At 39.5% G+C, this 24,719-nt stretch carries 21 protein-coding genes and 2 pseudogenes; 2 read left to right on the forward strand and 21 right to left on the reverse strand.

All coding sequences use genetic code 11. The features are described 5' to 3' along the window. Positions 1–41 precede the first annotated feature (41 nt). From ACIQAA_RS18340 to ACIQAA_RS18375, 8 genes and pseudogenes are all read right to left on the reverse strand, one after another. Positions 42–668: a class I SAM-dependent methyltransferase gene (locus tag ACIQAA_RS18340; RefSeq protein WP_402622129.1), complete on the reverse strand. Its 627-nt coding sequence runs from the start codon at positions 666–668 to the stop codon at positions 42–44. A gap of 279 nt (positions 669–947) precedes the next feature. Then, positions 948–1,532, reverse strand: coding sequence for a cupin domain-containing protein (locus ACIQAA_RS18345; protein ID WP_402622447.1), 585 nt, complete (start codon positions 1,530–1,532; stop codon positions 948–950). A 542-nt stretch (positions 1,533–2,074) separates the two neighbouring features. Then, entirely contained in the window at positions 2,075–2,824 is a 750-nt protein-coding gene (locus tag ACIQAA_RS18350) for an ABC transporter permease (protein ID WP_402622131.1), read from the reverse strand. Continuing rightward, a complete protein-coding gene (locus ACIQAA_RS18355; protein ID WP_402622133.1) occupies positions 2,825–3,586 on the reverse strand; it encodes an ABC transporter ATP-binding protein in 762 nt (253 codons plus the stop codon). A 158-nt stretch (positions 3,587–3,744) separates the two neighbouring features. Next, positions 3,745–3,875, reverse strand: a pseudogene (locus ACIQAA_RS18360) (DUF1048 domain-containing protein); the annotation flags it as partial. 52 nt (positions 3,876–3,927) lie between these two features. Continuing rightward, positions 3,928–4,269 (reverse strand): DUF1048 domain-containing protein, encoded by a 342-nt coding sequence (locus ACIQAA_RS18365; RefSeq protein ID WP_394138921.1) that lies wholly within the window; start codon positions 4,267–4,269, stop codon positions 3,928–3,930. Position 4,270: 1 nt separating this feature from the next. After that, positions 4,271–4,612: a PadR family transcriptional regulator gene (locus tag ACIQAA_RS18370; RefSeq protein WP_402622134.1), complete on the reverse strand. Its 342-nt coding sequence runs from the start codon at positions 4,610–4,612 to the stop codon at positions 4,271–4,273. A 513-nt stretch (positions 4,613–5,125) separates the two neighbouring features. After that, positions 5,126–5,755, reverse strand: coding sequence for a DUF421 domain-containing protein (locus ACIQAA_RS18375; RefSeq protein WP_402622136.1), 630 nt, complete (start codon positions 5,753–5,755; stop codon positions 5,126–5,128). Positions 5,756–5,880: 125 nt separating this feature from the next. Between ACIQAA_RS18375 and ACIQAA_RS18380 the strand changes: the two are divergent. Next, positions 5,881–6,094, forward strand: a pseudogene (locus ACIQAA_RS18380) (DUF3888 domain-containing protein); the annotation flags it as partial. A 563-nt stretch (positions 6,095–6,657) separates the two neighbouring features. Here the strand turns inward: ACIQAA_RS18380 and ftsZ are convergent. The 3 genes from ftsZ to ACIQAA_RS18395 all read right to left on the reverse strand — a co-directional run bounded on the left by ftsZ (position 6,658) and on the right by ACIQAA_RS18395 (position 11,933). Next, positions 6,658–7,824: a cell division protein FtsZ gene (gene ftsZ / locus ACIQAA_RS18385; protein WP_402622137.1), complete on the reverse strand. Its 1,167-nt coding sequence runs from the start codon at positions 7,822–7,824 to the stop codon at positions 6,658–6,660. Positions 7,825–8,428: 604 nt separating this feature from the next. Then, positions 8,429–11,599, reverse strand: a complete 3,171-nt coding sequence (locus tag ACIQAA_RS18390; RefSeq protein WP_402622139.1) for an ATP-binding cassette domain-containing protein — start codon at positions 11,597–11,599, stop codon at positions 8,429–8,431. A gap of 163 nt (positions 11,600–11,762) precedes the next feature. Continuing rightward, on the reverse strand, positions 11,763–11,933 hold the full coding sequence (locus ACIQAA_RS18395) for a hypothetical protein (protein ID WP_402622140.1): 171 nt from the start codon (positions 11,931–11,933) through the stop codon (positions 11,763–11,765). Positions 11,934–12,220: 287 nt separating this feature from the next. Between ACIQAA_RS18395 and ACIQAA_RS18400 the strand changes: the two genes are divergently transcribed. Next, a complete protein-coding gene (locus tag ACIQAA_RS18400) occupies positions 12,221–12,775 on the forward strand; it encodes a MerR family transcriptional regulator (protein ID WP_402622142.1) in 555 nt (184 codons plus the stop codon). A 32-nt stretch (positions 12,776–12,807) separates the two neighbouring features. Here the strand turns inward: ACIQAA_RS18400 and ACIQAA_RS18405 are convergent, their stop codons facing one another. From ACIQAA_RS18405 to ACIQAA_RS18450, 10 genes are all read right to left on the reverse strand, one after another. Then, positions 12,808–13,734, reverse strand: coding sequence for a patatin-like phospholipase family protein (locus tag ACIQAA_RS18405; RefSeq protein WP_402622144.1), 927 nt, complete (start codon positions 13,732–13,734; stop codon positions 12,808–12,810). Between the two features lie 89 nt (positions 13,735–13,823). Then, positions 13,824–14,258, reverse strand: a complete 435-nt coding sequence (locus tag ACIQAA_RS18410) for a hypothetical protein (protein ID WP_402622145.1) — start codon at positions 14,256–14,258, stop codon at positions 13,824–13,826. A gap of 248 nt (positions 14,259–14,506) precedes the next feature. Further along, positions 14,507–14,959 carry a DMT family transporter gene (locus tag ACIQAA_RS18415; protein ID WP_402622147.1) on the reverse strand — a complete coding sequence of 151 codons (453 nt, stop codon included), beginning with the start codon at positions 14,957–14,959 and terminating at the stop codon, positions 14,507–14,509. A gap of 97 nt (positions 14,960–15,056) precedes the next feature. Next, positions 15,057–16,274, reverse strand: a complete 1,218-nt coding sequence (locus ACIQAA_RS18420; RefSeq protein WP_402622149.1) for a translocation protein TolB — start codon at positions 16,272–16,274, stop codon at positions 15,057–15,059. Positions 16,275–16,361: 87 nt separating this feature from the next. Continuing rightward, positions 16,362–17,315, reverse strand: coding sequence for an MBL fold metallo-hydrolase (locus ACIQAA_RS18425; protein WP_402622151.1), 954 nt, complete (start codon positions 17,313–17,315; stop codon positions 16,362–16,364). Positions 17,316–17,713: 398 nt separating this feature from the next. Beyond that, entirely contained in the window at positions 17,714–19,291 is a 1,578-nt protein-coding gene (locus ACIQAA_RS18430; RefSeq protein ID WP_402622153.1) for a SagB family peptide dehydrogenase, read from the reverse strand. 22 nt (positions 19,292–19,313) lie between these two features. After that, on the reverse strand, positions 19,314–21,248 hold the full coding sequence (locus tag ACIQAA_RS18435) for a TOMM precursor leader peptide-binding protein (RefSeq protein WP_402622449.1): 1,935 nt from the start codon (positions 21,246–21,248) through the stop codon (positions 19,314–19,316). Positions 21,249–21,256: 8 nt separating this feature from the next. Continuing rightward, positions 21,257–23,176, reverse strand: coding sequence for a putative thiazole-containing bacteriocin maturation protein (locus ACIQAA_RS18440; protein ID WP_402622155.1), 1,920 nt, complete (start codon positions 23,174–23,176; stop codon positions 21,257–21,259). 169 nt (positions 23,177–23,345) lie between these two features. Further along, on the reverse strand, positions 23,346–23,678 hold the full coding sequence (locus tag ACIQAA_RS18445) for a heterocycloanthracin/sonorensin family bacteriocin (protein WP_402622157.1): 333 nt from the start codon (positions 23,676–23,678) through the stop codon (positions 23,346–23,348). A gap of 270 nt (positions 23,679–23,948) precedes the next feature. Next, a complete protein-coding gene (locus ACIQAA_RS18450) occupies positions 23,949–24,719 on the reverse strand; it encodes a 3-oxoacyl-ACP reductase (protein WP_402622159.1) in 771 nt (256 codons plus the stop codon).

A 24,719-nucleotide genomic window follows, 5' to 3' on the forward strand; every position in this document is an offset into this window, starting at 1 on the left:
ATATCTTTTTAAAAGGAAACTATTATTACTGTATGATTACTTTATAGTTCCTTCTTACATGTCACCATTATAAAGTTGATGGAAGGTTTATTTTCCATGATTTTATTTGGTTCGTCAATTTCTGAAAACTCTACCAGCCCATATTTTTCAAAATCTCGTTTTATCGAGTCAGCATCATAAAAAAACATTTTCACGCCTTCCATGATCTCATAATAATCTTTATCCAGTTGTTTGCCCTTTCCAAACATGGGGGCATTTTTTGAAACAGTTGTAAAAATCATATATCCATTTGGCTTTAACTGATCGTAGCAATCTTTAATAAATTTCTCTCTCTCACGTTCATTCAATAAGTGAAGAAGTGCATAGCAAAATATACCGTCATAAAGTTTGTTGTCAAAAGGCATATCCGTTACGGAACCATGGAAAATATCAATATCAAGCCCGTTCTGCCTGGCCAATTCAATTGCGGTTTTTGAAATTTCAATCCCTGTTACGGTTATTCCATTGTCGATAAAAACTTTCGCATTTCTACCATATCCAATACCTGGTACCAGTATGTCCTTAACATTCTTATCAAGGAAAAAGTCCTTTGTCAAAATTGCGGAGTCAGAAGGTTCAAATCCCCACATCGTTTCTTTTTCGATAAAGCTTGATTCCCAGAATTCCATCCTATCTCTATCTCCTTTGGATTTAATATGAATTGGTATGTATCATGATTGACACTAATTTTTAAATAGTAGAAATATATCTTAAACCCCAATAAATTAGGATTTCCCAATCCAGTTCTTCTAAATGATATCCGGCTGTCTTCTGCCTAATCTTTTTATCTGCCTGTCTAAAAATTATACCATTTAAAACCAAAACTATTCGAATTTACTCTATAGTAGCAATAAAATCAAATAAAGCCCCAATAAACAAAAAGCTGTTTATCGGGGCTTATTTTTTGCTTATTCATGGTTTTCTTCAGCAGCCATTGCCTCTGCTTTCGTTTTATGAATAGTTCCAAAAGGATGCTGAGTCGGTGCATAGATGGAATAAAGTTTAAGCGGCTTATTCCCTGTATTGGTTACATTGTGCCATTTACCAGCAGGTACTATGATGGCAAAATCATCAGAAACTCTCTCCTGAAAAGTTAATTCATCTTTTGAATTACCCATTTGAACGATTCCATGGCCTTCTTCAATACGCAGGAATTGATCAACCTCTGGGTGCATTTCTAGACCAATATCTTCCCCAACGTCGATGCTCATTAAGGTTAATTGGAAATGGGTTCCCGTCCATAGTGCGGTACGAAATGTACGGTTTTGTTTAGTCGCTTCTTCAATATTCACAACAAATGGTTCTTTACCATATTCCTTTAATTCGACGTCCCTTACCTCATTAATGGGATGCCAATGTCGATAAGGATTTGCACAGTCAAACTCGTCAGTATAACCCCTATACGCCGTCTGTCTTTCGTCGTTATAAGCTGGAACGTTGACATAATAGGGATATTGATAATGATATGGGGACATATAAGGAAGATAGTACATATTGCTCATTCCCTTCAAAGAATTTTCCCGTTATCGTATTCCTTTTGAACAGTGAATGTACCTAATCCTCTTCAAACCATCCTACTTGTTAAAATTTATAAACTAATAAATTTTGCTTCTAAAACATCATCTTTTAGTGAAATATTTCACAAAAAATCCACAGACCCGAGATGAAATCGATGTAGTATTCTTTATATAAACAATATAACCATGTTATTAATCCATAGTTCCTTAAGTTAATAACATTGATTTCTAAAGCGGTTTTGCTTCGGAATCTACTCTTTACCGTCAATTTTATCTATGGGCTTTATTCTTTTAATTTCTCCTCCTGCGAAAGAGCACTACACGCTGTAATTTCTTCTAAAGCATGCTGGCAACCCCGAGTTGTGTAAGTGTTTGACGCGCCACCAACCACACCATATTTTGAGGGTCTCCATGATTTCATCGATGGTTGCACCGCATTTAAGTAGCCTTCCATGTGTAGCAAATGCATTCATCTTAGGGGCTGACTATTGATAGGGGCTAATCCCTTAATGGTGTACTTACCCTAACTGTCGTTTAAATGCTTTACTGGCGAAGAAGTAAGCGATGACCATGATACCGACGCACCAGGCAAGCGCGATCCAGATATCGTTGCTAACAGACCCTTCATACAAAAGGGCTCGAATCGCATTCACGATTGAAGTCACGGGCTGGTTCTCAGCAAACGCACGGACAATTTTAGGCATGGTTTCGGTAGGGACAAAGGCAGAACTAATAAACGGCAGGAAAATTAGCGGATACGAGTAGGCTGTGGCCCCTTCCATAGACCCCGCTGTCAATCCGGGAATGACCGCCAGCCATGTCAGCGCCAGCGTAAACAGCCCGAGTATCCCAGCTACCCCGAGCCAATCCAGGATACCAGCACTGGAACGGAAGCCCATCAAGAGCGCGATGAGGATAACCACCACGACAGTAAGCGCATTGGAAACAAGCGAAGTCAACACGTGAGCCCACAATACCGAAGAGCGCTTGATGGGCATGGTAATGAAACGCGCCATCAGTCCGCTCTTTACATCGTTAAACAGCCGCAAGGAAGTGTAAGCGACGCCGGAAGCGATAGCCATCAGCAAAATTCCAGGCAATAAATAATTAACATAGTTGTCCGTACCTGTCTCTATTGCGCCACCAAATACGTAGACAAACAGCAGCATCATCATAATCGGCGTAATCGCCACCGTAATAATCGTATCCGGGCTGCGCATGATGTTGCGCATTAATCGACCTAGTATTACCCCTGTTTTGCTTTTCATTTACATCTCCTCCTTTTTGCCGATGATCGCGAGGAAAATTTCCTCCAATGTTGGCTGCTTCTCGATATACTCCACTTTTGCTGGCGGGAACATCTCTTTGAGTTCTTTAAGGGTACCGGTTGTGATGATTTTTCCGCCATGCAGGATGGCGATATGGTCAGCCAGTTGTTCGGCTTCCTCCAGATACTGGGTCGTCAGCAAGATGGTCGTGCCTCCGCCGGCAAGCTCCTTGACGGTATCCCAGACTTCAATCCGCGCTTCGGGGTCAAGCCCTGTCGTCGGTTCGTCGAGAAAAATGACTTCTGGCGTCCCAATCAGGCTCATGGCGATGTCAAGCCGGCGCTTCATCCCGCCGGAATACTTATCCGCCCGGCGGTTGGCCGCTTCGGTCAGGCTGAATCTTGCAAGCAGATTGTCAGCGACTTGAGCGGGATTGGAAACTCCTCGCAACTTGGCGATCATCATCAGGTTTTCCCTTCCTGTGAGCATGCCGTCTAAAGCTGCGAACTGTCCTGTCAGGCTGATGCTCTGGCGAACATGATCCGGTTGACGCTGGACGTCAAAACCGCAAATACCGACTTCGCCGCCATCGGGCTTCATCAGCGTCGAGAGGATGTTGACCGTCGTCGTCTTGCCCGCTCCATTTGAGCCCAGCAGGGCGAAAATTTCGCCACGCCGCACCTCAAAATCCACCCCCTTTAACACTTCCTTATTTTTAAAGGATTTTTTTAACCCTTTTACAGTAATCGCTGCATTGCTCATACTTTTTTCCTCCTTATAATAAGCGCAGCAAGGCGCTAGATTGGCTATACTTCACTACTCTGTCTGACTGATATTCTGTATTACTTACTACCAAGTTAAAAATATAACTGAATAGTGAAGGTGACACATTTCATTTGTAACCAGCTATTCAGTCGAAATTATCTATTGAATTTACTTTTTTCCAATCGCTTCATGATACGCTGATTCAAATCTTCACGATACTTGTCGACATAGGTTTTAGCGGTAGCCACTAGTTCGTCGGAAAGGAAGCCAAGTCGTCCCCAGTGACGGTTTGCGTGGTTAGTGTCGATGCTAGGCGAAACTCCACTTGGAATTCACCGTTAGCCACGACCAATCGTATCGTTCAACTTCTTGCGATATTTGTCCTTCCAAGTTTGCTCATCCTTCACCAAGTCGTCGCAGAAAGCAGCCACGTCCTCGCCCGTAAGGTCAGTGACTTTCTTGCCTTCCGCTGCTCCTTCCTCGAAGAGATCGAGAATGCCGACAAAGATACGGCTGCTGTCCTTCCAGTCGGTGGGACCACCACCAGCAGTCCACATATATTTTTGGATAGCTTTGTAAGCGTTGCGGTACTCACTTGGAAGTGCCTTCGCACGTGCCTCCATCTCCCTCCATTCCCGCTTGTCATCTAGACTTCCGATAATTTTTTCAAAAATATTCATTTTACTTCTCTCCTTTTGATTTTATTTTAGTCTTAAGTTCGTTAATTTTACTTGAGATGAAATCCCATTTTTTCCAAAAAATCTTAAGCTGCTCTTGACCTGCTGCGTTGAGTGTGTAAAATTTTCTCGGCGGTCCCATAGTGGATGGCTTTTTCTCGATGTCCACCAGATTGTTTTTCTCAAGTCGCATGGTAATCGTATAAACTGTGCCTTCAACCACATCAGTGAAGCCAAGTTCTCGCAGCTGTTGCGTGATTTCATAGCCGTAAGTTTCGCCACGGCTGATGATTTCAAGCACACAACCTTCAAGCACCCCTTTCAGCATTTCCGTGATGTTTTCCATTCTTTACCTCCATTTATATTTTACTTATATTTTTTCAGTACTCTGTAACACAGGTATTTTGTGTTACTGATATTTAGTATTACTGACTACTAGTATATAGTATTACCAATTAGCGTCACTTGTCAATAAAACTTTTCGTCAAAAAAGCCCTTATTACGACTTCAAAGGTGTTTTAAAGTAGCTGTTATTGCCTGTGTAAATAAGCTCTTACACTGGATATTTGCCCTTTTAAAAAGCAAAACGACTTTCCAAGATATACCTTAGAACCTAAATTAAACTAAATAGTACAAAACCTTCCAAAAACAGACTGAAGGAAGGTTATTTGGCATGCACATTTTTAGTATAGCATGAGATATTTTAAGTTTTTATTGAAAAATCTTGACAAACTATTTGCTGGTTTAGTTCAACAAGAAAAAAGATCGCCGAAGCGACCTTAATCTTTAACTCGTGCTCAATTTAGTTGAAGAACAATGCTTAAGTATGAGTTGTAATCACGACATAAAGATAGCCTATTTAATGTATCTGAGGCTTATAGTCCACTATGTCTCCCTCGTCATATGCTTCTTGAAATAATGGTGGCGTTTTTGATTCAGATTGATTTTGTGATGAGGCACGTATACCATTTTGAGCTAAGATATCCAAAATTTTTTGAATATCTTCTTTGGTTGCAGGTGCTTTGTTTGGCTTTAGGGTAGTCGATATTTTACCATTGGACTCTAATACTGCCAATTCTACATCTTCGACATTACCTATGTTTTTTAGGCGAAGTGAACTCTGTAGCTCATCTGTAGTTAGTCTTGCTTTTTTAAGCTCTTCTAATTTCATCTGTCCATCATTAATTAGTACTGATGGTACTCCATTAATAAACTTTCTTGATTTTGGTATCCATATTTGTATTTTCGCTAATAGTACAATTCCTATAATAAGCAAAGTCCCAGCATATATTGCTTCCCATTCATTTCTTAATGCTAAAGGTTGGATTAGTACAGCACCAATTGAAATCCTCAACACTGCTTCCGAAACTGTCGTTTCTGCAAGTGATCTTTTTCCTGCGATACGCAAAAGCATAAGTGCCGCCAAAAAAATTAACAATGCCTTAAATATATAAGGTAAGGTAGGTAGATCGTCCAAAAATTCCATCATTACTCTCATTCCTTCAAATTTTTTGTTATTATTTGTTAATTGCCTCCCAAATATGTAGATGGCTTTAAAAACTAGATAACAACAAAAAAATTATTTATAGGTGTTTTTTAGAGGAAGAATAAGGGATCGCTCCTTGGAAAATTGAAGTGATTGAAACGAGAAGAGTGAATGGGTTCCGTGACTCTATATTGGAAATTACATTTGAAATTGAGCCTACCGATGGTGGACACTGGGTTCAAATAGGGAAGGACCGAATGACATATGAAAATTTCTTCTGGACCAATGGTTAAATTGATAAATCACACGTACCTAAAGACTTATGAATTACCTCCTGAATAATAAGAACGGATTATAATAAGCTTCGACTAAACTCGCCCGTGTCTATGATGGCAGCTTATGTTTTCAACTCTTGCACTCGTTAGTTTAAGTACAACGTTTCACAATTTCACCATAATTTATCAACAAGTTGTGATTCCTTTACTTCAAGGATTTCAATGTTATTACAATAAAAATCAATATCCCTATTCTCAAAATCCCGAACCTGGAAGTTAATATTCTCCCAACTCTTATCACGAAAAAGATAGATACCTTCCAGGACCACCACCGAGATCTAATACTTTATCGCCAGGCTTAATAAAACGGTTTATGTATCGTTTGGTCAGTTCATATTCGACTTTGTGTCGATTAAGTTGTTCCCATTCATAATTTACAGTTTCATCATAAAATCTTGTATTTGCTATGTCAAACATATTAAATATGCTTAAAAACACTAATAAATAAGGAAAATGACGTGTGTGCCAATTCACACGTCATTTCTTTTGCGATTTATCAAGAAAGTTCCCGAAAACGGAACCCTTTAATTTAAGAAAGAGCAGTATTATTATTTAATGTGAGGAGTAATATTAAAACGATCGAAGTCGTTTTCTTCGATTACGTAAGAACGCTGGTATATCCTGAGATTCCTCTGATTCTTCACGGTGTTCATCATATTCTAGAACTTCTTCGAAATGGATAATGGGCTCAGGTTCTTGATAGGGTATACGTTGCTCCCTCCTATAGGAATGTCGCGTTTCCTCAATGGCTGGCTGGGAAGGCTTATGTACTTCGGTCGCCTCTTTCTCAGTGAAACCAGTAGCAATGACCGTTACAATGATTTCATCTGTTAAGTTTTCATTAATAACCGAACCAAAAATCATATTCAATTCTTCATTCGAAGCAGAGGCAACAATTTCGGCTGCTTCCTGTACTTCAAAAAGACTTAAATTGTTTCCGCCGGTAATATTCATGATGACACCGTGTGCTCCATTGATGGAGGTCTCCAATAACGGACTATTTAATGCCTTTTCCGCAGCTTCCGTTGCACGATTTCTACCTTCCGCAATGCCAATTCCCATTAGTGCCGTTCCTTTATGAGACATGACTGTTTTCACATCAGCAAAATCAAGGTTAATTAAACCAGGCACAGCTATTAAATCAGAAATTCCTTGAACACCCTGGCGAAGAACATTATCCGCTTCCCGGAAAGCTTCAATCATCGGTGTTTTTTTGTCTACAATCTCCAATAAGCGATCATTTGGAATAATAATTAATGTATCTACCGCTTCCCTCATTTCGCTTATTCCATTTTTTGCATTTACGGCACGCTTGTGACCTTCGAATTTGAAAGGACGCGTTACAACACCAATCGTTAATGCACCCAGCTTTCGGGCAATTTTCGCAATCTCAGGAGCTGCACCTGTTCCTGTACCGCCGCCCATTCCTGCTGTAACGAAAACCATGTCGGCACCTTTTAACACTTCTTCAATATGATGTTTACTTTCTTCCACAGCTTTTCTTCCTATTTCCGGATTAGCCCCGGCACCTAAACCTCTTGTTAAATTGGATCCGATTTGCATTTTGATTGCTGCACTCGATTGCTTGATCGCTTGTGCATCCGTATTAACGGCGATGAATTCTACACCGACAACTCCATCCTCAATCATACGGTTTACGGCATTATTTCCCCCGCCGCCTACACCGATCACTTTAATCGTGGCTAATTGGTCCATACTTGTATCAAATTCTAACATGGATATTCCTCCCCGTTACCCGAAATCCTACTTATTACACTAATCACTCATTCGGCAGTAAATCTATTTTTTCGATTTAGTAGAGTTACTTTTTCCCTAAAGTAAAATACTAGAAAAATAATATAGTTTTTAGTCTACGGAACATTAAATTTATTGTCTAGTTAAGGGTTACCTATTATTTCGAGAGGCAAAATGGGAAAAAGCACACCCTTCTTTAATGTGAAAAGCAGTCATATTTTTCCTTTTTGGGGGAGTAAGGTCCTGTTTATTTTCAGGTTATTTCTATTGTTAAGGGAAGTTAACATTCTAGTTACAAATTGGTTAATATCCTTTGGTTCGACAAATTTTGAAAAAGCCCCCTGTTATGATGGCTATATATCTTAGAAGAAGGAATAAAAGGAGGAACCATGGCGGAAATATTGCTTTATCTGGGTACATATGTCACCGTTACTCTTGCTGTTGGTTGGTTGATTACAATCGGTTTTGATCTTTTTGTAAAATAAAATTAAAATCCATACAAACAACCTGCTTTCCTTCGTAAACTAGATCATTAAAAAAAACTCATTTGCAATGACGAATTGCAAATGAGTTCTGCTTAGCTAGCTTATTTATTTTGTTCAAGCGCTTGATAAACTGCCATCATATCTCGTTTATTCAACTCACGAATACGATTGAAAATAGGGATTTCTGCGACCGCCTCTGTAATTAGACTTTCTGCTACAACATCACTTACTTTACCAGTAAGCCATGTTTGCACCTCTATGCCCTCGACCATTTCCTTGCGCCCTTCCTCATTAATGCCGCTCGCATGACAGCTCACACATGGTACCGATAATTTATGTACGCCTTCATGGAGGTTATCTTCTGAAATAACCTTTTTCCCTTTACAGAAAGGACATGGATGAGCAGCTTTTATTTTATTGATTAAGGTAACAATTTTTTTGTAGCCGAACGCTTCATAGACATACGTTAGTTTTTTGTATTTTCCATTCGTAAAATATTTATCAATAATCGTTTCTCTTGTTTCAGTAATATTGTCAAAATCACAGATGGTCATTAGATTTTTACTGCTTATCGCTTCGATATTGCTTTTTATATTGCCCCAAAATGGTAAGGCATTTTGTAAAACCACTTCATAGCCCACAAAGCTTGCTAACTCTAGTTCAAACATCTTCAAACTTACCTGTGTTTCCCGGGGCAATAAGGATACATCTTCTGTAAGTGACATATCACCGCCGACAATACTTTTTAGTTTTTCAAGTTCCGGTAAGTTCCCTATTGTTTCAATGACCTGATCAAGTGGCATCTGGATAATCTCTCGAATATCACGATCACCAAAATGTAGTTTTTTACGGTGTTTTAAAACAGTTCCCTGACAGACTGGGCAGATAATCATCTCTTTTGATTCTTTCATCTGCTCTTTAATAATCGATTTCGAGATGAACATATAACGCCCCAGGATCATATTAAAGCCTTCCCATGTTCTTTGTGCCTTACCTGCTTTATCGTAAAATGACTTTTCCCAATACCCATATAAGAAGGTATGCTTTTCTTCTTCTGTCATCTCATTGTAGCTTTTACTAATATCTTGGCCAAGTTCATTCTTGATCTCATCAAAAAGGAATTGCAATTTTGGATATTGATACCATTTTAAAACCTCCATCACATCTGGATATAATAACCCATCCCAGAATGGTACGGTTTTGTCTTGTACGACCACATCAAAATCAAACGTTTCAATGGCACGTCGGCCAGAGCAGCATGGACAATGATTGTCTTGATGATAGAAATCGAAGCTTCGTGTATCTTTATTTTTCGGATGAGCCGCCACAATATGGTTGATCAGACCGCCAAGTTCATAAAGAAAACTATATTGACTATACAAATGTCGTTCAAGATCAATCGCGATAACAGGTGCGATTGTTTCAGATTCATATTCTCCATAAATCAAACGTGCCATGGATGACAAGCTTTTTAAAATGCCGCCTTTATAGATGTTTTCAGCATTTTTAAAATAGGCGATTTGATTTTCTTGTTGATAGCGAACACCACTTTGCAGCCTAAGCGTTGAAGTAATTTGAATGGGCCCATCGTTTTCTTCCTGTTTATTATGACGATAATACTCATCATGACTCTGAACATCTAAATGTGTGACTGGGTCAATCTGTCTTTTTCCAAAATCAACGATATAATCAGAGCTTTCAAGCATATAGGCATTATGTTCAATCATGATGATTGAGACAGACTCGTCTTGAAGTATAACTCTAACACTATCGATGAATTGATTTAAGATATTTTGTGACAACCCTTTTGAAGGCTCGTCAAAAATAAACAGCGTATGAGGGTTTCTGGTGTTAGCAAACAGTTCAGAAACCAAATGAACACATTGAAATTCCCCCGTCGATAGGGTTTGCGTCTTTCTTTCTAATGTCAAATATCCAAGTCCGAGCTTTATCAATAAGCTCAAGCGTTTATGTGCGATGTCTTCATTTGGCAGTTCTTCAATAATATCTTCAATCGAACGCTGAAAAATATCGTCAATATCCTCACTATATTTGGTGAGTTTTCTTTTTATATCAAGAAAAGTAGCCACCGTTGAACGACTGGTGATCGATTGGTTTCGATCCTGCCCAACTATTACCAGCTTGTCCTTTGGATAACGCTTCAAAAAATCTTTAGCGATACACTCATTAACCAGCGTGGATTTACCGCTGCCAGACTCACCTGTAAAGGTGACAAGCCTATTTTTAGGAATTTCAATTTCAGCCATTTGAATATTACGGCAGTATAGGTCCCGAAATTGATAGTATTCTGTTGGAGATGCAGGATTTCGTTCCCAAATGATAGGTTTTGGACGTGGTGATTCATCTACAATTTTACCGCCATATTTCCCGCTGCCAGGGCCAAAGAACAATTGTTCGTCCGTAGCGTCAAGTACGGTGTCTGAATGATCGATGAGCCAAATTTGATTTTTATAGCCTAATTTTCTAATCTGATCTAAGATTTTCAGTAGTGTTTGATGATCTAGACCAACGGAAATTTCATCGATAATAATCACGGTATTTTCACTTGCTGCCATGAATTCTGCCAGGTAAAGTCGAGTTAATTCCCCTCCTGACAGTGTCCCCATAATCCGGTTTAAGGTTAAGTAACCGATATTCATATTGATAATATTTTGAAGTATATGTAGTTTACCTTCACTGATATGTAACTCTTCTGCTAGAGAAAAAATAGCTTCAATGCTTAAGTTGTTTGCGTCAGATATACTATGTGGCTTTCCAAATAGTTCAAGCTTATATTGTACTACCTCTTGGCTAAAGCGCCTGCCCTTACACTTTGGACATTCAACATTTTTTGTTGTTCCGCGTCCTTTACAGTCTGGACACCAGCCTAGTGCATTATTAAAGGAAAAAACTTCTGGAGATAAATGATATTTTTTCGCAAAGCTTTCACGGATCTCTTTAAAAACTCCAGTATGTGTTCCAATAGTCGAACGTGGATTGGAGGAGATGGATGATTTTCCAAGAAAAAGAACTAACGGCATATCTTCCATCTTAATCGCACTAAAATTCGTTTCCATGATATTGGAAAATAGATACTGATATTCAGCCTTTGGTAACAGGGAAACAAGACGCTTCTTTGATTCTTCACCGATGGTTTGACAGAATGTGGTTTTACCTGAACCAGACAATCCCGCAATTCCTAGTGATTGATCTACTGGTATGGAGGCATCTAATTTGTTGATATTGTTGGCAATTAATGAATTAATTTTCAATGGATATCCTCTCCACTCTCGAATTTCAACATTAATAATAGCACAACTACAAGTTAATACGTTAGTTATAGTAAAAACGTTTACAAATCCTCATAATAAAAAGCCAAAAGGCACCTGAGTATGCCTTTTGGCTTTCATTTTAAACGCGGTTTTATTTTAAATTTTAAACTGCTTGTTTCATAGATTTTGTAGGATTCACAGCCATGTTTTTGAATTGAGATTCTAATTGAGCTAAATCAGCTTGATCTTTTTCCTTAAGCCGATCAAAAATAACAACAGTAATATAATAGGAACCAATAAAATAACTGATACACATCAACCAAGTAAGAAACATTAAATTCCCCCTTTGTCATCTTCTTAATGTTATTTTAAGGGATTCATCCCCCCTTCTGATGTGATATACATCACGTTAAATAGAATTTTTTTTGCGGATAGCTGAATTTAGTTGCCGTTAGCTGGATTTAATAGTGGATAACCATGTTTCAATGATTTAACAGTCTAATTACAAATCGTTAACTATCTGTTTGTTCGACAAATTCTTAAATATAACTTGTTATAATAACTTTATCTACATATTTCTTGAATTATTCATAAATTCATAGTAATAGAGGAGGCTTTGTTATGATGGAAATATATTCCCCTAGTCATGTACAAGAATTACTGGGCATTGATAGCAATACATTACGTAAGTATGCCACTCTATTAGAAGGACACGGGTATCCTATTCACCGAAATAACAGGGGCCATCGGGGCTATTTTGAAAAGGATATTAACACGATTCGCAAATTCATAGATTTCAGCAGCCAAGAGGGTATGACCTTGGAACTTTCAGCCCAGGCCATAATGACATGGATTTCTGAAGAAAATAAAACAGTCGGAGTTACAGAAAATGAACCGTTACATACTTCACCTGATACGGAAATATCGCAGAATCGTGATTTTGAAGAGCTGGTAGAACGGATAGAAAATTTAGAGCGAATCAACATGGATTTGATCAAACTACTGAAGGAGAAAGCGGTACGGGAAGCGTATCTAGAAGATAAGATGAACCAAATCTTAAAGTATGTGGAACGAACGGAGCAGCTATTAGAGGAGCGTAGTAATTTCATGTTGGAGGAAACTAGAAAGCAGATTGCAGCTGCACAGCAAAGGAAATGGTGGCAATGGTGGAAATGAAAAAAACGTCATTCATTCCGGAATGGCGTTTTCTATCTCCCTTGTCTATTTATTCTTTGTAGTCTATTGGCCTTATGTTGCTCAAAATCCCATGTTGATAGGAACTTTTTTGTAGAGGTATAGCCTGACATATAGAGAAAATCGATTTCATCCTCATTCAGTTTAAAATCAGTTGTGTTAATGTCGCCAGTTGGAATCTTTATTGTGCGTTCGAGCGTGTCTTCTTTCATATGTCGTAGATCATGTGCTTGAAGCATCGTTTTAAATATATTTTTGAAAAGATGCAGCGGCGTTGGTATTACTGGGTCTATACTAACTTTATCTTTTACAAAACGGAAGCCGAACGTTGGAAACTGAGGGTTTTGCGTATCAAAAATCCAAATTGGGAAGTTACTCAGCAAACCGCCATCTAATATGTAGGACTTATTACGATCTTTCGATTTCCAAATAACCGGACGGAAGAAAAATGGAATCGATGCACTCATCATGACAGCGGTTGAAACCTTCAAATCTGCAGGGGTCATTCCATAGCGCTCTAAATCATCCGGCAAAATAAGCATTTGCCCATTCGAAACATCAGAAGCGATGATCTTTAACTTCCCTTCTGGAAGATCGGCAAATGTTTTAATGCCTTTTTCTAAAAGAAGTGAATCGATCCAGGCTTCCAAATAATCATTTTTATATATACCTAGATTAAACATTAGTTCAAGTAAACTGCCGAAAATGGGAATTCGGTTCATGAACGTCCTGCCTCGAAGCTTAGAAAAATCCAGCTCACTCAAAAGCTTTCTAATTTCATAGCTTTTATAGCCACTTGCCAAAAGAGCAGCGATTACAGCTCCTGCTGAGGTTCCAGCTATTCTTTGCCATTCTACCCTTTCCTCTTCCATGGCTTGAATGGCTCCGACAAAAGCAATTCCCCTTGCTCCACCGCCTTCAAAAACAGCGTCTGCTCTCAACTATTTACACCTCTCATTCTGTGAAATGAATTTTAAAAATACATGGTTCTACCATGCGAAATTTTCATTACGGAGTAAAATGCAATGCACTATATATTGGTTAGTTGTCCATGTACTAGGTCTTTATCTAATTCATGAACTTGATCATATGAGTCTAACAATTGTTCAGGCACCAATGTTCTCCCATAGACCCAAGCATTCGTTTCTATATCCATTTTAAGCTTTGCGATTTCGTAGTCTTCACCATACTTTAAGGTCCTCAAATCATGTTTGTTTTTCTTAAAATCTAAATAATACCCAATCACGTGATAAAGAATAATTTTAACAAAGTTTTCATCTGACTCTTTAATCCTAATTTTACTGATATAACCGTTAACTTGTAGATAATTAAATTTTATCGTGTTTGTCGAAACATTATAGCTCATAGGTACAGTGAGTTTATTATTAATTTCATAGTTAATATCTAATTTGTGATGGTCTAAAGTTTCTTCAATGATTTTCTCGATATTTCTGATATAAAGCATGTGCTGACACTTCCCTTTAACTGACAATATTTTTCTTATACTCTTCTATTTTACAAATATGAATTAAAACTATAAAGCTATAAAATCAAAATTTAAGAATCACATAATAAAACAAATCTTGATACCTAATGATCCACTGACGAATTGAGGAAAAATCCCTATGCATTAAAAATAGCGTCTTGCACCTTGGATACATTTGTACTTCATAGGTGCGGGACACTTTTTAATGCAATTGATAATTTATTTTTTCAAAACCATTTGATGTTACCTTTAAATATTAATAATAACGAGACAAGTAATAAACATAATCCTGAAATACGATACCAATCAATCGGTATTCGTTGATTCGTGAAGATTCCAAAATGATCAAGGGTAACACTAATAATTAACTGTCCAACAATGACTGCTGTGATGGAGGATGCGACTCCAATTTTAGGTACAATCGCTACCATAATAGAAACATAAGCAACTCCAAGCGCTCCACCCAGCAGCTGCCATTTCGGTACGGTGGTTACATTTAAAATGTTCCCTTTACCCGCAAAGATAACGAGTAATAATAGAATAATCGTTCCGATAAAAAATGAAACAAATGAAGCCTCTATTACTCCAATCCTTTTTCCCAACACACCATTTATGCCTGCTTGTAACCCAATACAAGTCCCGCCAATTATGGCTAATAATAAATAAAATAACATATACATGAATGATTCCACCTAAACCCCTAAGGTAAAACCAAAGGGTCGATTAATACTAATTAGTATGCATTTAGCTGAATGAGTAATACATTTTCGCGAACATTTACTTCTGTATATAAAACACTGGAGCATAATCAACATTATTCAGCCAAATACTCTCTTTTCCATTTATTTCATCCTTCACCCATACATCCCCTTTAAGTTCCTTACCCTTTTTGCGAAACCAAGTAATATGAGACCCAAGAACCTGCGGATCCACATCCAGTTCATTCTCTTTTGGAAAGGAAATCTGCTGTTGTTCTTCTGATTTAATATTAATCGCATAAAGTGCTGTAAACATAGCAGGGACAGGTCCTTCGTGCCACTCCTTATTCTCTTTCGCACGAGCTACAATTACACTATCTGGAGTGAACCATTCTAAATCAAGGTCAACGAAGCCTTTAGGTGTATATTCCTTTTGTTGTAATGAACTTGGCATATCAGCAATTTTCGTTTTTTTGTTTTCAACAAAAAATCTGCCTTCTCCTGAAATATAGGCGAGTTGATTGGCTGAAGCTGACCACTTAATCCAATCTTTATACCAAAGCATTTTTCCAACAGCTTGAAATTGATCTCCTTGTGATGATAAAACACATAAGGTATTGCTATCGTTTGACCAGGAAGCAGTAGGCATTGCTAAAAAACTAACCCACTTTCCATCAAAACTCCATTTAAAATAATCAGCAGATATCGCAAACAAATCAGATTCATCAGTTTGAATCGTATAAAAGGGCTTCATTTTCTCTGTATTAAGATTGGCATCCACAGGAACTCTAAACAGGTGAACTGGTCCCCAACCGGTAGGAAGTAAATTGGCTTGGGAGGAAACAATAAATTCATTCCCGTTCGGAAACCATTCAAAATCACTTACACCTAAAGAAACATTTTCAAATCCATGCGGCCGGCCATTCTTTTCTTTCGTAACATTCAATACACCGCCGGAATTGTAGGCTAGTTGATTTTTTACCGGGGACCACTTAAAATCTGATGTTTCAATGGTTACATAAGGCTGGTAGCTTTCTTTTTCCTTTGTGTCATAAATGAATAAATTTGATTTCTCTTCCTGCTCATCACCATCAATATACGCAATAAAACGACCATCATATGACCATTTTGGAGAATACACATATTGACCTTTTGTGAGTTGAACTTCTTGATCTCCTTTTTTAATCCATAGCTGATGGTCGCGGATAAATGCAGCCGTTAGTGGAACTTCAGCACTGACCATCATTGAAAACTGAAAACAGATGAAGATGAATAGTAATAAAACCCGAAAACCCATGATCAATCCCTCCTGGTCATAGGATGTCCTGATCATGGGTAAGAATTCTAATGATAATACACTCATTCAAAATCATTAAATGGTTTACTATTTACTTACATGACTATAATACACTTTCCCGTTTCTCAACTCACTATGTAGTTCCCCGCTTTTTTCAAGGAAAATAAGTCTTGCGATCGTGGCCATAAGAGGAGCAAAGAATTTGGTATCACTGAGAGAACCATATAGATCCTGACAAACTTGCCATGCTGTTTTTTCTTCGTTCCCAACAAAATGTAAAATTTGCTGTAAACGATACCTGTGACTCTTTATCATTTCATCGATCCGTTCATTTAAGTTGTAAATCAGTCCGCCATGACCAGGAAGTGCAAGCTTGGAAGGATATATTTTTAATTTTTCCAAGGAGTCAAAATTATCTTTTATTGGATTCTCATCGTACTCCGACCAAAGTGCTACGATTGGTGAAAGACCAGCTAACACATGGTCCCCTGTCAGCATTACCTGCTGATTCTGATTATAAAAACAGAAATGGTCATAAGAATGTCCAGGAGTCCAAATGGTTTCATACCTTTCGTTTCCTAGCTTGATAGACTGCTTGTTTTCAAACACTCCATCAGGTTCAAATTCATAGGCAGCCGCTTCAGAATTACCCATATTTTGAGAAATTTCAGGGCAATCATGCGATTTCAGAAAACTGTGAAGCCAATTGACCCTATGATAGTTTCGTTTTTTCTGTAATTCTTGGTAACCTAAACTGGAAATAAAGACAGGAACGCGATGATTTTCCTGAAACCATCTAGCAAGTCCACAATGATCTGGATGGGCATGTGTTAACACTAATTTTTCGACAGTAATTCCTGATGCTAATGTTTTCTCCCATAAATCGATGGATTCTTTTGCTTCACTGCCTGTATCGACAATCGTAAAACCGTTTTCTCCTCTAAATAGATAACTGTTCATTTCATACATTCCAAACGGATACCGAACAACGAGTTGATAGATATCCTCCGAGATTTCAATTAGCGTTGGATACTGGTCCATCTATTAAAACCTCCTCTATCTTGAATCGTTTAGTCTTTATCTAATACATATACTCGTTCACATATAACTGTAATAATTACTTTGGCAAACATTCCTTGCTATGTGTAGAGATTACATTTGTCTCTTTCTTCGTCTTCATTATACTTCAGCGTCCTTAAATAATGTTTGTTTTTTTAAAACTATGTAATAACAAACGACATTTCTATAAAACTGTTAGAAATGCCGTCACTTTTTTACTTTTATTCTTCTGTTATTCTTCTTAAACCTGTTCTACAAATGTATTTTTTACCTTACTTTTTAAGTTTCAAGCTCCTTAGCAAAGTTGATGTTTATTTTGCTGCGTCTTTTGTTTCATTCATCCAGGTTATTTCTTACACGGCTATTAATAAATTAAGCTATTAACTACTCAAACCTCCCAATAACCAAGGACGATGTCGATAGGGACCAATCGGAATTTGAATTAAGCTGGTTTTTCCTTGTGGTTCCAGCTTGTAAATTTCATCACACAGGTTGGAATCATATCCGAGGAGCGGGTGCCCTCCCATTCCACTGGCTCCTGCCGATAAGAGTAATCGTTGCACGAGCATACCTGCCTCCATTTGTTGGATTCGATATCCTCTGTATCCGAGTGTAGTTTTATAGTAATCCTTAACTCCTGTGACATGTATGCAGAGTGGTACTTGGAGCAAATTTACATTATATAACGACATACCCGATTGCAGCAGAAGTCGATGATCTCCGAGATGGACCTGACGTAATGCATGAGCAGTGCTGTCATATTGATACGCACCATTAGGAATTCCTTCAACATTATACAAACAGAGATTCAGCGAGACACGTGGCTCGTGCTTCTGATAGACTGCCTCCAAATCATTTCGGTACAAAAAGGAATCCGTTGCCGCTTGTAGCAGATTTGCCAGTTCGACTTGAGTTACCTTTCCCAAAATGAAATCCATATCTGGAGAAAATCGGTTTCGACAAGCAGATCCCAGATCATAAGACAACCTCTCCACATGAGGCAGAGATACGGCTTGACCATCACTAATCACATTTTCCTTCGCCTCGATCAACTGAAAATTTGTTGTAGAATCCAACATGGAAACTTCATTTAACTTGGTTAACATCGGATACTCTTTAACCCTTTGTGACCGGACGTAATGATTCGGCTCAATCGATTTTAATTCTTGGCACAACTCTGCTGAAGATACCATTCTGTCCATTTCTCTCCCATTGGCTGACCAAATGGTTGGTTCCACCGATAACGGGATGACTGCATATACGCTCTCCTCTTGTTCAGATAATCCAAGCAAATGATTTATGGCCCGATCAAGAAATTGGAAGTATACCCCAGATTCAAAGCCAAACCGTTTCGATACTTCCAATAATTGTCCAATTAACACACCCGCATCCAGCCCCTGCAGTCGGTAGGCAAAATTGTTGTATTTAAAAAAGTTTTTCCAAAACATGGTCGATACAAAAACCGTCCCAAAACATGCTGAAATATCACATCGATTACCAAGAGCCCTGGCAATATAGGAATCAAAATTTCCTTCCCGCAGCAATACTAAGCGATGGTGTGCCACATCATAATGATAAACCCCTATTGGCAAATCCTCGATTTTTAAATAGACGTATAATTCGTTTGGATACAGTGCTCCACCCGAAGGAGCAAACCTCCTTTTTGATTGCATTAGTTCTGCTTTTATCTCTGTAGAATCCATGTTAATGAGGGATTGGCTAAATTGAGTAAGGCCGTAAACATACCATAGAAAATGCCCCACATTACACAGGTCAGGTAGTAAAGGTTGTTTCTGTTCTTCAAGTGTCAGTGGTACTTCTAGAGAAAATGGGACAACAGGCAATCCACGGTATAATTTATAAGGAAGTGGTCCATCTTCCCAATCCACTTCCCAATTGGGTATGCTTGCCTTATCTATGTCAAAATGCAAATTGTGCAGAAACTCATCTAGAATCATACTCTATCCTCCTAGTGACTGCTTATGGAAACGGATGAGGATGTGGATTGAGCTGTTCGGCTGTCAGCGGTTCATTTGAATAACCTAGTTCCATAGGTACCTTGAACACCCTCTCCAGCCCTGTTACCCGAGTTAGGTGATGTCCGAATGTCATCGGCAGCATCCCCGGAATCAGCACTTTTACACAATACAGTCCGTTTCGGGCCGTTTCAGGTGTCGTTTGGTCAACCACAATCACATCGAGATTTAATCGGCGAAACTCTTGAAGAATTTCCTGTAGATCATCGGTCAGATCAAAATGTGTTGACCTCCACTTGAATTCTTCGTTAAATGACCGCAATGGACGACGATCGTCCAGCAAAAACTGCAGGCGCTCTTCAGCTTGCGGCAAACCGTAAAGCATTCCATGATCATCCATTTGTTGCACCAAGGACGAATCATGCAACATTCGTACATACTCCTCCTGGTTCGCCTCTAATTTCTCATCCAAAGACAGCATCATACCAGCTAACTCATGAACCGCCGATTTCACTGCCCGTATTGGATCCAAATGAGATCCGGCCGCACAGATAAGATTCATCCCTTTTTCTTTTCGGTTTTTCGCTATGGCCAAAATACTTGGAATTCCATGCTCCATCGTAGAGTTATACAAATATAGATCATATCCCGCGACCGCACGCATCCGTTCAATCATTAACAGAAGCTCTTGGTCTTCAATGGAGTTAGGATCAATACGCGGGAGGGACATCTGCGCGTACCAAGTCATCAGGAACGAATCACGTTCCACCACTTCCAAAATACCGTAGAAAATAGCCTCTTCTAGACTTCCGCCCAACGCACATCCATTGGAAGTTTCATAGACAAACCCTCGTGATCCACAGCCCAAACTATAATAGGCAAGCAGCTCTGGAACCAGAATCGATCGCTCTTGCAAAAACGAATATCCCCATACCCAATCAATCGAGCGATCTGGATCAAATTCTGTAAATGGAAAACCAGGTCTCTCATACTGTTCTTTGGCGTGTACACCAACCTCGATCGGATTGAGTGCTTGATTTTTCAAATGGTTATAACTGTCATGGACCACTGTCTTTTTGCCACGGGGCTCTAGTCCACAGTATCGCTCCAACCCTTCCAAAATGGCCGTTAACTCACTTACCGCGAAGGAGTTAGTCCGTCCTGCTGTTCCCTCGTCGCCCTCGAACAAAGGCAAATTAACACTTACATCCGCAAAAGTGTGCACGAGGTTAACCATTTTATTATTCAAAAGGCCTGTTCGGGAATCCAGATAGTCTTTTACGAGAACATTATTTAGGTCATCTAACGACTTGCTGCGAAAACTGTCGTTGGAAACCTTCGGACTTTGCTGCAGAGAAATTCGAGCCATGGCTGGTGAATCGTCAGGTAATTGACTACAAACCTGACACAAAGGGACCGGCAAAAACCTGTGCCAGGAACTCTTCAACGTTTTCAGGTTGAGAAAACATACCTTTCCTTCAGATTGGGCCTGATCACCTTGAATAATTCTTTGAACCTCCGCCTCGACCAGGTGGGCCAAGTGTAAAAGACCTGTACGTGTTGCCCAAGCTTCCTGCTGCATTTCTCCTGTTAACTCTAACCTTTTTTGTATCTCCCACATCTCTCTCCGGTCGTGTCCTGTCATATGACGCCTCATATCTGTACATTGTGAACACCCTGACCTACTTGGGCGAACAAGTGGTCCTATTACGCCCTCTCCAAAAGTAACAAAACCTCTCAGCCAGGGAGTATTGGTTCGTTGAAACACCTCTTCTGCTTTTTGATGAACAGAGGGATTCCATGCATCATGTAACACCAACGCCAAATCAATACTTCCGGGTACGATTGCTCCGAAATCAGTTTGTCGAAATATAAAGTATTGAGATGAAAGTTCTTCACAAATGTGGTCTGCCAGCAGCCCTTCTCCTACAACCAACATGACAGGACTCACGTTAACCCCTCCTCTTGAACCAATACCGCAAATATCCCTGCCAATCCCTCTTTCAAAAAGGGTTCTAGTTCTAATTCATATGCAAACAACTGCTTTCCGTTCCGTTCCAAAATTTTCATAGCATTCAGCAAGTTCTCAGACTGTATTCTCTCTTGACACGCAGGAATTTCAATCCTTAGCGGCACTTTTTCATCCAGAATCATGGATGAAACCTCCAATGCTCGTTCCATATCGAATTCCTCTTCATTTTGCACAGTGAAAATTGCCTGTTGAAGAGCATTTCGTAATGCCATTGTGATATTCAAATCGACACTGCCAAACCATCCGTCATTTGTACCAACCCACACAACCGGGAATCCAGACACTTCTTCGCCAATACCTATTGTCGGTGCTCCCCGCAACGTCGTCAGTGCCTGCAAATAAAACTGACAGCGTTCATCTTCTATCGTATTTAACTGCGCTGGGAGTACGGAATACTCCTGTTCAAGGCTTTGTTTGATCAACTCCTCGTACAAGAATCTTTGCAATCCTCGGCAAACACTTTCCGAGAATGTTTCACCTGCTCCCACCTCAGCTTCCGGAGGTAGATCTAGCAATCCGATTAGTTGTGATACATACGCTTCAATTCCTGACAAACCCGCATCCCTTCTTGCCTCCTCATGTGTCAGACCTGTACAGACAATATCACCCAATAGGTCAGCTGGCCTATATGCCAATGGGTTAACTGGCTGAACTCGGCACTGAGCCAATGGCAGCTGCTTTAAATCACCCTCCTCCCAAATGTGAAAAATTCCGGATACCTTAGATGTCAAATGGTTAAAGGAAAGGAGTAATTTACCCGGCTCTCCTCTTTCGGTTCCTTGTGCTAGTCGTATATCTATATCTTCCACCAATCTAGAAGATGTTTCTCCTGCCACCAGCGGATGAGGCATAAAAGAATGCCAGTTTCCTTCTAACGTTTCCAAATCTAGAAGAAAGAATTGATTCTTCTGTTCCTTTTCGGTCACACCCGTAACGTCTTTAAACAACTCAAATACGACAACATTCGCCAGCATTGCTAAGGGTGTCGAAGAAGAAGCATAAAATTTCTGTTCACTTAAGAGAGCCTCTTGGTGAATACGGCGCCATGCAGACTCCCAGTCCGCCTCTGAGTCTGAATGTACTAAGGGACCCGCTAAACCCGCCTGCTCTAAACAAATAGCAGGGAGAAACACTTTCTTCTCTTCCTTGCAAACCCTATGTAGAAGTCGGAGTTCCTCTACATCATCCTGTTCTGACACATATAAAATATAATCAAACGGTTTCACTATTTCCTCCCAGGAGCTTTCCACCTGCTTGTTTAGTGTGACCTCCTCTATCTCCACATCAGGGTCTGTTTTACGGGCATGTGCCTCGAGTTCCATCAACCGCTGTCTATTGGTCTGAACACTGTCAGTGATTAGGATTTGGAACTTGGGCAATCCGGAATCTAGTAATGACGCAACCAATGAAACAAAAAAAGGACCAGAGCCTACTGCCAACACTTTCGCCTGACGATAGGTCTGAAAACGGAATGCTCCCGATTCAACCAAATTATCAATAAATTCAATTTGAGAAGCATATTTTTTTATAACCTGTTCTTTCAATTGATGAGGACGATCTTGGCTCACGTCTCGAACAAACCCATTTCGATATAATGTTTTTGCAATTTCATACACTCTATCTCGGTATGCCCCCGGCAATCCGGTTGTCAAATACTCCAAGGTGTACTCACCATTAAACATCGGTAACAGCTTTTCAACCCATTGCTCAATCATACTGCCTTCCATACGGAATGAGCTTACATTGTTCCGAAAATACACACCGCTGTTAGGATCAGGGAGAAAAAACGTGTCCCTCTTCACCTTCAGACGCATAGAAGGGTTCATATTGGTCATTTCGTTCCTCCTTAGCCGTAGCTATCTTCAAATTTATTTATCATCTCTATCATCTTATGTATCTCAATTTGTCCCTTATGTTAATTCTGTAGAGAAAAGCCCCAACAACAATTGTTGGGGCTTTTCTCCTTCCATTTTAAATTGAGTTTTTCTTACAAATCGAAAGCCATCAACCGCCGCAACGATGGCCTCCGCCACCACAACGATGGCCGCCTCCGCAATTGTGTCCTCCGCAGCGATGTCCGCCGCCACAATTATGGCAACGATGTCCCCCGCAATTATGGAAGCAATTATGGAAACAATTATGGAAACAATTAAAGCAATTAAAGCAGTTAAAACAGCTAAAACAACTAAAACAGCTAGAACATCGGCCAAAACCACCCACACCAAGGAAAATTCGATCTTGATCACCATAATATTGGGTTTGGTCGTAAGGAACTGCTTGGGTTGCTTGGAAATCCCCAAGACTTAACCCCTGGAGTTGACTTTGGAAATCATTCATTTTCAATACCTCCTTATATATTTAAACAAGGGCAGCAGCAACTTGAAACGGGCACGGAACAAACTAGAAAAATAGGTAAATACCGCTATACCTTCCCCAACAAAATATGTACAATGGGTGGGTATTGCTACACATATAAAAGCCTATTTTATTGTTTCAAACCTTCAAGGTTGAGAAAAGAATGATCTCAGAATAAATAGGAATAGAGGCCCACCTATGTGGCCTCTATTATTCTATATATCATTTACATAAGATTTTGCGCAGACTTACCTAACTCATGACGAGCCCGCCATCAACCAACAATGTCTGCCCTGTCATAAACTGACTCCATTCCGAGGATAAGAACAGGACAGGCCCGACGATATCTTCAGGTTGTGCAATTCTTCTAAGCGGTGTTTGAGCAATAATCATTTCTTTTACTTCTTCTTTCGTTTCTCTGCTTGCATCAGTTGGATACACCAAACCAGGTGCCACACAATTCACTCGAATCCCAAATGCCCCTACTTCAACGGCCAAATTGCGGCTAAACCCAATTAATGCTGATTTAGCCGTTGTATAGTCATGATAAGGAATGAGCGGCCGTTGTACTAAGTTTGTTACGATATTAACAATGCTTCCACTGTTTTGTTTTTTCATTAAGGGTATGGCTTGTTGACATACATTGTAAGTAGCTTTTACTGCTCCATCGATTTGTTCTTGATAGTCTTCCCATTTTAATTGCGAGAACATTTTTCGGGTATCGGGATTAAAGACATAGGGTTTAAAGGCATTATTGACGACTACATCTAATTTTCCTGCTTCTAGCTCAATTTGCTCCATCATACGTTTAACATCATATTCGGACCTAACGTCTGCTTGAATCGCCCATGCATCACCACCAAGCTCAAGACAAGAAGCCACTGTTTTTTCGGCAGCTTCTTGATTTTGAACGTAATTAACAATGACCATGGCCCCTTCTGCTGCGAAACCTTTGGCGATCGCAGCACCGATTCCTCTGCTTGAACCTGTAACTAATACGGTTTTATTCTCAAATTTTCTCAC

The organism is Neobacillus sp. NPDC093182, from assembly GCF_044754045.1.